Source organism: Cellvibrio mixtus subsp. mixtus J3-8, assembly GCF_000766945.1.
GTDB lineage: Bacteria > Pseudomonadota > Gammaproteobacteria > Pseudomonadales > Cellvibrionaceae > Cellvibrio > Cellvibrio mixtus_A.
On record NZ_ALBT01000032.1, the window covers coordinates 119998 to 131998 of the forward strand.

Genomic DNA, 12001 nt, shown 5'->3' on the forward strand with positions numbered 1-12001 from the left:
TCTCATGAGATGAGTTATGCAATTAAATACCATTGATGAACTGATTGACGATCTGCGCCAGGGCAAGATGATTGTGCTGATGGATGACGAGGATCGTGAAAATGAAGGCGATCTGATTATGATTGCCGAGCTGGTGCGGCCTGAAGATATCAATTTTATGGCGACCCACGCACGCGGTTTGATCTGTTTGCCATTAACTGCAGAGCGCTGTGAATTGCTGGATTTACCATTGATGGTACGCGATAACAAATCCTCGTTTACTACCAATTTCACTGTATCTATTGAGGCGGCAACGGGTGTAACCACTGGTATTTCTGCCGCAGACCGCGCTCGCACAATCCATGCGGCAGTACGCCCTGATGCGAAAGCGACTGACATTGTGCAGCCGGGTCATATCTTCCCCCTGATATCACAGCCCGGTGGAGTTTTGAGTCGTGCGGGCCATACCGAAGCCGCTTGTGATCTGGCGAAACTGGCCGGTTTTTCACCGGCGGGTGTGCTGGTAGAGATCATGAATGAAGATGGCACTATGGCGCGCCGCCAGGATCTGGAAAAATTCGCTGTTAAACATAGCCTGAAAATCGGTACCATTGCCGACCTGATTCACTACCGCACCATCAAAGAGAAAACGGTCGAGTGTATTAACACCCGTAAAGTGGAAACGCTTTACGGCGAGTTCGAGCTGCGCACCTACCGTGATATGGCGCGCGGCGATCTGCATTTTGTGATGGTCAAAGGCGAGATAGATGCCGAGCCGACATTGGTGCGTGTCCATGTGATGGATATTGCGCGCGATGTATTGAGTTTGAAGCGCACCTCGCCCACGGGTGGCAAAAGCTGGACTTACCAGGATGCGTTACGTGCAGTTAGCGAGGCGGGCAAAGGTGTTGTGTTGCTAATTTGCCACGATGAATTCACCGCTGAAGTGGAAAGCAGTATTGATTGGCTGCTGTCTGGCAAACAAATACAGCGCAGTTCCGAAGTGCTTTACAAGCAGGTGGGTACGGGTTCGCAAATTTTGCGCGATTTAGGTATTCGTAAAATGCGTGTGATGTCGGCACCGATGCGCTTTTCGGCATTGTCCGGTTTTGATTTGGAAGTTGTTGAATATGTGTGTCCTGATGCATCTTGAATCGCCATCGTCACACGCGAATTTTAAATTTTATCAATGATTTTTTCTGGGAAACACTATGAGCAACATCCGGGTTATTGAAGGTGATTTTTCTGCATCCGCTGGCAAATACGCGTTGATTGTCAGCCGCTGGAATAGTTTTGTAGTGGAAAGTTTGAAAGATGGCGCGCTCGATACATTGCGTCGCCACGGCATTAAAGATGAAAACATCACCATCTATTACGCGCCTGGTGCATTTGAGTTCCCGCTGACTGCGCAAAAAATTGCCGCGAAAAAAGAATTCGATGCGATCATCGCACTGGGTGCAGTGATTCGCGGCGGTACACCACATTTCGATTACGTTGCCGGTGAATGCACCAAAGGCCTTGCACAAGTTTCCTTGCAATACGGTGTTCCGGTGACCTTTGGTGTGTTGACCGTAGATTCAATTGAGCAAGCGATTGAGCGCTCCGGTACCAAAGCGGGAAATAAAGGTGTTGAAGCTGCATCTACTGCACTGGAAATGGTTTCGTTGTTTTCCAAAATTTAAGTTCGGCAAGATTTAATATCAAACGTAGGTTGGAAAAGCGTAGCGCTTTCCGACAATAGATTTAAATTATCGCCGATGGTGAATAATACAAAGTCGGAAGTCGCTTGCGCTCTTCCAACCTGCATAGCTTTAAATTTTTTAAAAGATTGCATCGCGCAATCAATGTTCTTTATCAGGTAATTGTTCATGACTACTCCATCAAGCCAACAGAAAGGCCACACTGCAGCTACTCGCCGCATGGCTCGTCATTATGCAATGCAGGCACTTTACCAATGGCAAATGTCGGGTTCCAGCATCAACGCGATTGAAGCAGAATTCCGTACCGATAACGACATGAGCAAAGTGGATGTGGAATATTTTCACGAAGTTCTTCACGCAGTACCTGAACATTTAAGTGAACTTGAAGAATTGTTCGCGCCTTATCTGGTGGATCGTTCTTTGAATGAGCTGGATGCAATTACTCGCGCACTTTTACGCCTTGCAACCTACGAATTTAAATATCGTATTGATGTCCCCTACAAGGTTGTGATCAACGAAGCTGTTGCCCTAGCCAAAAAATTTGGCGCAGAAGACAGTCACAAGTTTATCAACGGTGTGCTTGATAAAACGGCCGCTGTTGTTCGTGCGCTGGAAGTTAACGCCGAGCGCAACCAACGCTAATTCGTTTTGTCCAACCAGTTATCAACGTGCCCGGCGAATTCCAGTTAATACAGCAATTTTTCCAGCGCGAGCAGGCTGAACAGCCTGCTGAAGGTGTATTGCTGGGCATTGGCGATGATTGTGCATTATTGCAAATGCAGGAAGGAAAACAGTTGGCAGTATCAGTAGATACATTAGTGGCTGGTGTGCATTTTCCAATTGATGCGGATGCAGAATTAATCGCCGAGCGCGCATTGCGCACTAACCTGAGTGATCTGGCAGCAATGGGCGCTGAGCCACTCTGGTTTACCCTGGCGCTCACCTTGCCGGAAGCGAGCGAAGAATGGTTGCGTAGTTTTAGTCGCGGATTGTTTGCTTGTGCACGCCAATACAATATTGCACTGATTGGCGGTGACACGACTTCTGGTCCTTTAACTATTACCATCCAAGTGATGGGCTCTGTATCGCCGGGCGCGGCTATGCGACGCGATGGTGCCAATATCGGTGATTTTGTGTTGGTAACGCATAGCTTGGGTGATGGTGCTGCGGCGCTTGCAATGATTCAAGCGCAAATTCATTGTGATGAATTATCCGCTAATTATTTGCATGAACGTTTTTATCGCCCGATACCGCGTTTGCAAGAATCGGCCTTGATTCGTGAAGTGGCAACCGCGGCGTTGGATATCTCTGATGGTTTGGTTGCCGATTTGCAACATATCTGCGATGCGAGTGATGTGGGTGCAGTAATTGATGTGGAAAATCTGCCATTATCGCCCGCTGTACAAGCATTGAATGATCAAGTGCAAGCATTGGGATGGGCTTTGAGTGGCGGCGATGATTACGAATTATGCTTTACTGTCGCACCGGAAAAAATGGCGGATATAGCCATGCTTATTGCGCAAGGAAAATTGAACGCTACCGTCATTGGCGAAATTATTCCCGGTTCAAAAGTTATTTGTGAATATGAAGGTAAGCCATTTACGCTTGCCAGCACTGGATACCGGCACTTCTAGCGTGCGGTTTTAATAATGAATACAAATACTCCCAGCCTTAAACAAGTGTTTACCAATCCCTATCATTTTTTTGCATTCGGATTCGGTAGTGGCCTCGCACCCAAAGCACCGGGAACCTTTGGTACTTTGGCAGCTATCCCGATTTTTTTATTGATCCAGGATCTGCCGTTGCACCTTTACGTATCCTGGCTGGTGGTGACATTTGCATTGGGCGTATTTTGGTGTGACCGATCTTCCCGACAACTGGGCGTACACGATCACGGCGGCATCGTCTGGGATGAATTTGTCGGTTTCTGGATGACCATGTTGATGGCACCTGCAGGACTTATATGGGTGTTGCTTGGTTTCGTTTTGTTCCGTATTTTCGATATTCTCAAACCCTGGCCTATCAGCTGGCTGGACAAAAAAGTGCACGGCGGTTTTGGCATTATGATTGATGATTTTCTTGCCGGTGTTTACGCCTGTATCGCACTCCAGTTGATTGCCTATTCTGTGAGGTTGGTGTGACTGTTCACTTTGTAGAATCTTCCAAATTGCCCACGCCGTTTGGCATGTTTACCATGCACGGTTTTAGTGATGATGAAACTGATAAAGAGCATGTAGTGCTCACGATGGGTGACATTAGCGGTGATGAACCTTTGCTCGCTCGCGTTCACTCCGAGTGTTTAACCGGTGATGCATTATTTAGTATGCGCTGTGATTGTGGGCCTCAGCTCCAGGCAGCTATGCATAAAATTTCTGTTGTTGGCCGCGGTGTGATTTTTTATTTGCGCCAGGAAGGGCGGGGTATTGGTTTATTAAATAAAATTAGAGCTTATCACCTTCAAGATCAGGGGGCTGATACCGTCGAAGCAAATGAGCGGTTAGGCTTTGGTGCAGATATGCGTGATTACTCTATCCTCAAACCCATGCTCCATCATTTAAATATCAAAGCATTGAAATTACTCACCAACAATCCGCGCAAAGTCAAAGCATTGCAAGAGATGGGTATTAATATCGTTGAGCGCATGCCCCACGAAACCGGCCGCAATCCGCACAATGCAAAATATCTGGAAACCAAACAGGGCAAGCTTGGCCATTTGTTTAATGGCGAAAATTTATTTAACGCTGACCACGAATAATTTTTCAGGATCTTATTAATCTCAGGACATTAGCATGACTCGAATCGCAATTGCTGGCGCTGCTGGCCGCATGGGAAAAGCGCTGATTGAATCAGCCCATAAAAATCCGGAAACATCATTAGGTGCGGCGATTGTTCGTCCCGGTAGCTCTTTGATCGGGGTCGACGCGGGTGAATTAGGTAATGTAGGCAAATTAGGTATCGCTATCAGCGCATCATTAATTGAGGTTGTCGATCAATTCGATGTATTGATTGATTTCAGTTCACCAACAGCAACGCTGGAAAACGTAAAAATCTGTGCGGCACACAACAAGCCTATCGTGATTGGTACTACCGGTTTTAGTGCGGCGGAAAAAGAAGAATTACTAAGCTATCAAACACAAATCCCATTGTTGTTATCAGCAAATTTTTCTACCGGTGTAAACCTGTGTTTTAAATTGCTGGATTTGGCCGCTCGCGTTCTGGGTGAAGGCTACGATGTGGAAGTGTATGAAGCGCATCATCGCCATAAAGTCGATTCACCCTCGGGCACAGCGGTGCGCATGGGCGAAGTGCTAGCCAATGCATTGGAACGTGATTTGGATAAAGTGGCTGTTTATGGCCGCGAGGGCCAGATTGGTCCGCGCCCCAAAGAGACTATTGGTTTTGCAACTGTGCGTGGTGGCGACGTAGTCGGCGATCACACGGTGATGTTTATGGCGGATGGCGAGCGCGTGGAAATCACGCACAAAGCATCGAGTCGTTTGGCATTTTCCAACGGCGCTGTGCGCGCTGCTATTTGGTTGCAGCAACACTGTCTATATCAACAAAAGGCCGGTTTGTTTGATATGCAAGACGTGTTGGGATTGCGATAAGTTCATGTAGGTTGGGCAGCTGCGTAGCAGCAATGCCCAACATGAAAGAATCTGTTGGGCATACTTGCCCAACCTACAAAACAAGGTGTGTTATGGCAGGCTCCAGTTTATTAATGTTGCTCGACGATATAGCTACTGTGCTGGATGACGTAGCAGTAATGACCAAGGTTGCCGCTAAAAAAACCGCCGGTGTGTTGGGCGATGACCTCGCGTTGAACGCCCAGCAAGTACAAGGTATTCGCGCTGAGCGGGAATTGCCGGTTGTGTGGGCTGTTGCAAAGGGCTCTGCAGTCAACAAACTGATATTAGTTCCCGCTGCACTGTTGATTAGTGCTTTTGTTCCCTGGTTAATTATCCCTTTATTAATGATAGGCGGTGCCTATTTATGTTTTGAGGGTTTTGAAAAACTTGCGCACAAATTTCTTCATTCAAAAGACGAAGACAAAGAGCATCGCAAAGAATTGATTAAAGCGGTAGCTAATCCCGCTGTGGATATGGTTGCTTTCGAAAAAGAAAAAATCAAAGGTGCTGTGCGCACGGATTTTATTCTGTCTGCCGAAATTATTGTGATCGCATTGGGAACTGTCGCCGCCGCGACTTTTGCAAAGCAAGCAGCGGTGGTTGTCAGTATCGCCATTTTGATGACCATTGGTGTGTATGGTTTGGTTGCATTGATCGTAAAACTTGACGATATGGGGGCGCATCTTTGCAAGCAACAAAATGCCACAGCACAGTTTTTGGGGAATCTCTTGCTCGCTGCTGCGCCCCGGTTGATGAAGCTGTTATCGGTGTTGGGTACGGCGGCTATGTTTATGGTGGGTGGTGGAATAGTGACGCACAGTATTCCCGTTATCCATCACTGGATTGAGCATATTGCTACCAATACCCAACCTGTGGGGTGGTTAACATCGTCAGTATTAAATGGTTTGGCTGGTGTTGTTATTGGTGCTTTGGTGTTGGCGGTAGTCACGCTGGTCAGCAAGTTCTTCCGTAAAAATTGATCTATGAAACTTTGCTCTCAATCAGGGCAGATTCCCGTGGACAGCAACGCGCTAGTCCCGTAGAATTCGCAGCCAGATTGCGCCAGGCCAAAAACCGGGCAGCAGAAAAATACAAAATGGTTCGCACAAGAACATAAAAAGGCGAGATGAGATTTGGGTTTCATCTCGCTTTTTTACAACCAAACGTTTTGCAGTCAGATTAAATTTGCCTTTATATACAATGACTTATCGCGCTGATTACCCTAAACAGGAACAATGCGACTGATTTGTTGAGCCCAAAGAAAGTGAATTCGAACCGGGCGCCACTTTTAAAGTCGGATTGAAAAGGCAAAGTCTGACCTTATCAAGACGTTTGGCAGCTAGCCGCTTTCAAGCCAAAACCCAGCCAGCCCAGGAGGTTGTTTTGACTACTCAGGAATCCCTTCCTGCCCCGAAGAAGGCCATTCTGGTCCTTGCCGACGGTAGTGTGTTTCGTGGTACCGCTATTGGTGCCGAGGGTTTATCTGTTGGTGAGGTGGTATTCAATACTGCGATCACCGGTTACCAGGAAATCCTTACCGACCCATCCTATGCCCAGCAAATCGTTACCCTCACTTATCCCCATATCGGAAATACCGGTACCAACGCTGAAGACGAAGAATGCGAACGCATTTGGGCAACCGGCCTGGTGATTCGCGATCTTCCTTTGTTAGCAAGCAACTTCCGCAACCAGGAAAGCCTCTCCGATTATTTGAAAGCGCGCAATGTGATCGGTATCGCCGATATCGACACCCGCCGCCTGACTCGCTTGCTGCGTGATAAAGGTGCGCAAAATGGTTGCCTGATGGCGGGTGATGCTGTTGATGAAGCCAAAGCGCTCGCTGCCGCCAAAGCATTCGGTGGGTTGAAGGGCCTGGATCTGGCAAAAGAAGTGACGGTTAGCAAAACCTACCAGTGGAATGAAAGCAGCTGGAGCCTCGGTGAAGGCCATAAGGTTCTGGATGGTAACAAGCCATTCAAAGTGGTTGCCTACGATTACGGCGTTAAACGCAATATCCTGCGCATGCTGGCAGATCGCGGTTGCGACCTGACCGTTGTTCCTGCAAAAACCACTGCCGCGGAAGTGCTGGCGTTAAATCCGGATGGTATTTTCCTCTCCAATGGCCCTGGCGACCCCGAGCCATGTACTTATGCAATTGAAGCGATCAAGGAATTCCTGGAGACCGATATTCCGGTGTTTGGTATCTGCCTTGGCCACCAATTGCTGGCACTGGCATCCGGTGCAAAAACTATCAAGATGAAATTCGGTCACCACGGCGGCAACCATCCGGTACAAAACTTGGACACCAAGCGTGTGTTGATCACCGCCCAAAACCATGGCTTTGCAGTGGAAGAAAGCAGTTTGCCGGCGAATCTGCGCGCGACGCACAAGTCCCTGTTTGACGGTTCCCTGCAAGGTATCCATCGCACTGACAAGCCAGCCTTTAGCTTCCAGGGCCACCCTGAAGCAAGCCCGGGGCCGCACGAAGCCGATACCCTGTTTGACCACTTTATTGAATTGATGCAAGCCCGCAAGTCTTAATCGGAGCCGACATGCCAAAACGTACCGACATAAACAGTATTTTGATTCTCGGCGCTGGCCCGATTGTGATCGGCCAGGCTTGTGAGTTCGACTACTCTGGCGCCCAAGCCTGTAAAGCATTGCGTGAAGAGGGTTACCGCGTAATTCTGGTTAACTCCAATCCGGCAACGATCATGACCGACCCGGCCATGGCGGATGCAACCTATATCGAACCGATTGAATGGCAAACCGTTGCCAAGATCATTGAGAAAGAGCGCCCCGATGTAATCCTGCCAACCATGGGTGGCCAGACTGCATTGAATTGCGCGCTGGCACTGGCCAAAAACGGCGTGCTGGAAAAATACAATGTGGAATTGATCGGCGCGAAAGAAGAAGCTATCAACATGGCGGAAGATCGCAACCTGTTTGACCAGGCGATGAAGCGTATAGGTCTTTCCTGCGCGCGTGCCAAAATTGTCCACAGCCTGGAAGAAGCTAAAGAAGCACCCAAAGAATTCGGTTTCCCGTGCATTATTCGCCCGTCATTTACCATGGGTGGTTCCGGTGGTGGTATCGCTTACAACTGGGATGAGTTTGAAGAGATTTGTACACGCGGTCTGGATTTATCGCCCACCAACGAATTGTTGATCGACGAATCGCTACTCGGTTGGAAAGAGTACGAGATGGAAGTGGTGCGCGATAAAAACGATAACTGTATTATCGTGTGCTCCATCGAAAACTTTGACCCGATGGGCGTCCACACCGGCGACTCAATTACCGTTGCACCCGCGCAAACCCTCACCGATAAGGAATACCAGATCATGCGTAATGCATCGATTGCGGTATTGCGTGAAATCGGTGTGGAGACCGGTGGTTCCAACGTGCAATTTGCAGTGAACCCGGTTGATGGCCGTATGGTGGTCATCGAGATGAACCCGCGTGTATCGCGCTCATCGGCGCTTGCATCAAAGGCGACCGGTTTCCCGATTGCAAAAATCGCTGCGAAACTTGCGGTAGGTTACACGCTTGATGAATTGAAAAATGACATCACTGGCGGTGCAACGCCCGCATCGTTTGAACCGTCAATCGATTACGTGGTTACCAAAGTGCCGCGCTTCACTTTTGAAAAATTCGGTGATGCGGATGCGCGTTTGACCACGCAAATGAAATCCGTTGGTGAGGTAATGGCGATTGGCCGTACCTTCCAGGAATCCTTGCAAAAAGCCCTGCGCGGTTTGGAAGTGGGTTCTGCCGGTTTTGAATCTAAAGTGGATTACACCACTGAAGAAGGCGCGGCAAAAGTGCGTCGTGAATTGAGTACTGCCGGTGCCGAGCGCATCTGGTATGTCGGTGATGCTTTCCGCATGGGGTTGAGTGTTAACGATGCATTCAACCTTTCCAAAATTGATCCATGGTTTTTAGTGCAAGTAAAAGAATTGATTGATATCGAGCAATCGTTGCGCGGTAAATCATTAAAAGATTTGGATGCAGATAAATTCTTCCAACTGAAGCGTAAAGGTTTCTCTGATAAACGTCTGGCGTTGCTGCTGGGCTCTACGGAAAAAGCAGTGCGCCATCATCGCCAGGGATTGAATATTCGCCCTGCTTACAAACGTGTTGATACCTGTGCTGCAGAGTTCTCTACCTCGACTGCATACATGTATTCAACTTACGAAGAAGAGTGCGAAGCCAATCCGAGCGATAAGAAAAAAATCCTGGTGATCGGCGGTGGCCCTAACCGTATCGGCCAGGGGATCGAATTCGATTACTGTTGTGTGCATGCCGCGTTAGCGATGCGCGAAGACGGTTATGAAACCATCATGGTTAACTGTAATCCGGAAACGGTTTCTACCGATTACGACACTTCTGATCGTTTGTTCTTCGAACCAGTGACTTTGGAAGATGTGCTGGAAATTGTCCACAAAGAAAAACCGGTCGGTGTAATTGTGCAATTCGGTGGCCAAACACCATTGAAATTAGCGCGTGCACTTGAAGCGGAAGGTGTGCCTATTATCGGTACCAGCCCTGATGCAATTGATAAAGCAGAAGATCGTGAGCGCTTCCAGCAAATGATCAACAAACTTGATCTGTTGCAGCCGCCAAATGCGATTGTTCGTTCGTTGGAAGAAGCTCTGGTTGCTGCAGATAAAGTGGGTTATCCATTGGTCGTTCGCCCGTCCTATGTATTGGGCGGCCGCGCTATGGAAATTGTTTACAAAGAAGACGAGCTGCGCACTTATATGCGCACGGCAGTGCAAGTTTCTGAAGATGCACCAGTATTGCTTGATCACTTCCTGAATAACGCGATTGAAGTTGATATTGATTCTGTGTCTGACGGTAAGCAAGTTGTTATCGGTGGCATCATGCAGCATATTGAGCAGTGTGGTGTTCATTCCGGTGACTCTGCGTGTTCATTGCCACCTTATTCACTGCCTGCCGATGTGCAGGACGATATGCGTGAGATCGTTAAGAAAATGGCGATTGAACTGGGTGTAATTGGTTTGATGAATACCCAGCTTGCGTACCAGGATGGCAAAATTTATGTGATCGAAGTGAACCCGCGCGCATCGCGCACTGTCCCATTCGTTTCAAAATGTATTGGTGTATCACTGGCGAAAGTGGCCGCACGTTGCCAGGCGGGTGTTTCATTGGAAGCTCAGGGCTTCACCAAAGAAATTATCCCGGATTATTTCAGTGTGAAAGAAGCGGTATTCCCATTCAATAAATTCCCCGCGGTGGACCCGATCCTCGGCCCGGAAATGAAATCGACTGGTGAAGTGATGGGTGTGGGCAACACGTTTGGTGAGGCTTACGGTAAATCGCAACTGGGTGCAAACAACCGCATCCCCACATCAGGCACGGCATTTATCAGTGTGCGCGATATGGATAAGGATGGTATCGTCAGTGTTGGTAAGGATCTTGCTGAACTTGGTTTTAAACTGGTGGCAACACGTGGTACTGCTGAGGTGTTGCAAAACGCCGGTTTGACTGTACAAGTGGTTAATAAAGTACAGGAAGGTCGCCCGCATATTGTGGACATGATTAAAAACGATGAAATCGATTTGATCATCAACACTGTAGAAGGACGCCAGGCAACCCGCGATTCATCTTCAATTCGCCGCAGCGCCGAAAACCATCGCGTGTATTACAACACAACATTGGCGGCCGGTTTTGCGGTATGCATGTCACTCAAAGAAGTGAAAGATATTGAAGTGCGTCGTTTGCAAGATTTGCACACACGAATCAAATAAAGGAAATAAAAATGAGTACAAAATTTCCGATGACCGAGCAAGGCGCAGAAAAACTGCGCCTTGAGTTGGAAGACCTGAAAAAAGTACAGCGCCCACGTATTGTGCAAGCCATTGCCGAAGCCCGTGAGCACGGAGACCTCAAAGAAAACGCCGAATATTCTGCGGCGCGCGAACAACAAAGTTTTTGCGAAGGTCGTATCAATGAGATCGAAGGTAAGCTTGGCAATGCCCAGATTATCGATGTAACCAAGATCCCGCACACCGGCAAAGTGTTATTTGGTACAACGGTAACTATCATCAATCTGGATACTGACCAGTCAATGACCTACCAGATCGTTGGTGATGATGAGGCGGATGTGAAATCCAATAAGATCTCTGTGAATTCACCGATTGCACGCGCATTGGTGGGTAAGGAAGAGGGTGATGTTGTGGTTGTAAAAGCACCCGGCGGTGATGTGGATTATGAAATCGATAAGGTAGAGCATATCTAATCCTTGTTTTCAGATATAAAAAAACCGCCAATCGGCGGTTTTTTTATATCTGCATCAGCTATTTGCGTTAGCGATGCAGGTTGGATAGCTTGGGGTTGGCTTTTTTATTGTGGCGATAAAGTAAAACTACTTTGCCAATTTCCTGGATTAGTTCAACATTCGGTAATGCTATTAGTTCGGCTACAACTTCTTTGCGATCTTCACGTTCTGTAATAGCAAGTTTTACTTTGATTAGCTCATGGTCATCCAGGGCGCGATTGAGTTCTGCAACTACCCCTTCGCTCAAACCATTCCCGGCAATGGTCACAATGGGATTAAGCTTGTGGCCAATAGTACGAAATTGTTTTTTGCGCTCGGTGCTAATAGGCATACACTTACCTTAAATGTGTCATGTTAAAAAATGTGCGTTATTCTACTCTATTATGGTGCTG

Annotated in this window: 12 protein-coding genes; 11 read left to right on the forward strand and 1 reads right to left on the reverse strand. The window is 47.9% G+C overall.

Going from position 1 to position 12001, the window contains the following annotated elements:
* Window positions 1-16: 16 nt before the first annotated feature.
* From ribBA to greA, 11 genes are all read left to right on the forward strand, one after another.
* Complete coding sequence (ribBA, locus tag A596_RS00525; protein ID WP_039911881.1) at window positions 17-1132, forward strand: bifunctional 3,4-dihydroxy-2-butanone-4-phosphate synthase/GTP cyclohydrolase II; 1116 nt, start codon at window positions 17-19, stop codon at window positions 1130-1132.
* A 58-nt stretch (window positions 1133-1190) separates the two neighbouring features.
* Window positions 1191-1661 (forward strand): 6,7-dimethyl-8-ribityllumazine synthase, encoded by a 471-nt coding sequence (gene ribH, locus A596_RS00530; protein WP_039911883.1) that lies wholly within the window; start codon window positions 1191-1193, stop codon window positions 1659-1661.
* Between the two features lie 186 nt (window positions 1662-1847).
* Window positions 1848-2321 (forward strand): transcription antitermination factor NusB, encoded by a 474-nt coding sequence (gene nusB / locus A596_RS00540; protein WP_039911886.1) that lies wholly within the window; start codon window positions 1848-1850, stop codon window positions 2319-2321.
* Between the two features lie 26 nt (window positions 2322-2347).
* Window positions 2348-3313 carry a thiamine-phosphate kinase gene (gene thiL / locus A596_RS00545; RefSeq protein WP_039911887.1) on the forward strand — a complete coding sequence of 322 codons (966 nt, stop codon included), beginning with the start codon at window positions 2348-2350 and terminating at the stop codon, window positions 3311-3313.
* A gap of 15 nt (window positions 3314-3328) precedes the next feature.
* Complete coding sequence (locus A596_RS00550; RefSeq protein ID WP_039911888.1) at window positions 3329-3820, forward strand: phosphatidylglycerophosphatase A family protein; 492 nt, start codon at window positions 3329-3331, stop codon at window positions 3818-3820.
* Window positions 3817-4434 carry a GTP cyclohydrolase II gene (gene ribA, locus A596_RS00555; RefSeq protein ID WP_084127857.1) on the forward strand — a complete coding sequence of 206 codons (618 nt, stop codon included), beginning with the start codon at window positions 3817-3819 and terminating at the stop codon, window positions 4432-4434. The genes A596_RS00550 and ribA overlap by 4 nt, the downstream gene beginning before the upstream one ends.
* Window positions 4435-4468: 34 nt before the next feature.
* A complete protein-coding gene (gene dapB / locus A596_RS00560; RefSeq protein ID WP_039911890.1) occupies window positions 4469-5287 on the forward strand; it encodes a 4-hydroxy-tetrahydrodipicolinate reductase in 819 nt (272 codons plus the stop codon).
* Window positions 5288-5379: 92 nt separating this feature from the next.
* Window positions 5380-6288, forward strand: coding sequence for a DUF808 domain-containing protein (locus tag A596_RS00565; RefSeq protein WP_039911893.1), 909 nt, complete (start codon window positions 5380-5382; stop codon window positions 6286-6288).
* Window positions 6289-6691: 403 nt separating this feature from the next.
* Window positions 6692-7849 carry a glutamine-hydrolyzing carbamoyl-phosphate synthase small subunit gene (gene carA / locus A596_RS00570; protein ID WP_039912115.1) on the forward strand — a complete coding sequence of 386 codons (1158 nt, stop codon included), beginning with the start codon at window positions 6692-6694 and terminating at the stop codon, window positions 7847-7849.
* 11 nt (window positions 7850-7860) lie between these two features.
* The gene (gene carB, locus A596_RS00575; RefSeq protein WP_039911894.1) at window positions 7861-11079 is read left to right on the forward strand and encodes a carbamoyl-phosphate synthase large subunit; all 3219 of its coding nucleotides are present in this window, start codon (window positions 7861-7863) and stop codon (window positions 11077-11079) included.
* An 11-nt stretch (window positions 11080-11090) separates the two neighbouring features.
* On the forward strand, window positions 11091-11570 hold the full coding sequence (gene greA, locus A596_RS00580; protein ID WP_039911896.1) for a transcription elongation factor GreA: 480 nt from the start codon (window positions 11091-11093) through the stop codon (window positions 11568-11570).
* 67 nt (window positions 11571-11637) lie between these two features.
* On the opposite strand, the gene A596_RS00585 is transcribed toward greA, so the two are convergent.
* Complete coding sequence (locus A596_RS00585) at window positions 11638-11940, reverse strand: YhbY family RNA-binding protein (RefSeq protein ID WP_039911897.1); 303 nt, start codon at window positions 11938-11940, stop codon at window positions 11638-11640.
* Window positions 11941-12001: the final 61 nt, after the last annotated feature.

Coding starts and splice junctions, on each gene's coding strand:
- A596_RS00585 (WP_039911897.1), bottom strand. CDS start 11,940: ATGCCTATTAGCACCGAGCGCAAAAAACAATTTCGTACTATTGGCCAC.
- ribH (WP_039911883.1), top strand. CDS start 1,191: ATGAGCAACATCCGGGTTATTGAAGGTGATTTTTCTGCATCCGCTGGC.
- dapB (WP_039911890.1), top strand. CDS start 4,469: ATGACTCGAATCGCAATTGCTGGCGCTGCTGGCCGCATGGGAAAAGCG.
- A596_RS00550 (WP_039911888.1), top strand. CDS start 3,329: ATGAATACAAATACTCCCAGCCTTAAACAAGTGTTTACCAATCCCTAT.
- greA (WP_039911896.1), top strand. CDS start 11,091: ATGAGTACAAAATTTCCGATGACCGAGCAAGGCGCAGAAAAACTGCGC.
- nusB (WP_039911886.1), top strand. CDS start 1,848: ATGACTACTCCATCAAGCCAACAGAAAGGCCACACTGCAGCTACTCGC.
- A596_RS00565 (WP_039911893.1), top strand. CDS start 5,380: ATGGCAGGCTCCAGTTTATTAATGTTGCTCGACGATATAGCTACTGTG.
- carB (WP_039911894.1), top strand. CDS start 7,861: ATGCCAAAACGTACCGACATAAACAGTATTTTGATTCTCGGCGCTGGC.
- ribBA (WP_039911881.1), top strand. CDS start 17: ATGCAATTAAATACCATTGATGAACTGATTGACGATCTGCGCCAGGGC.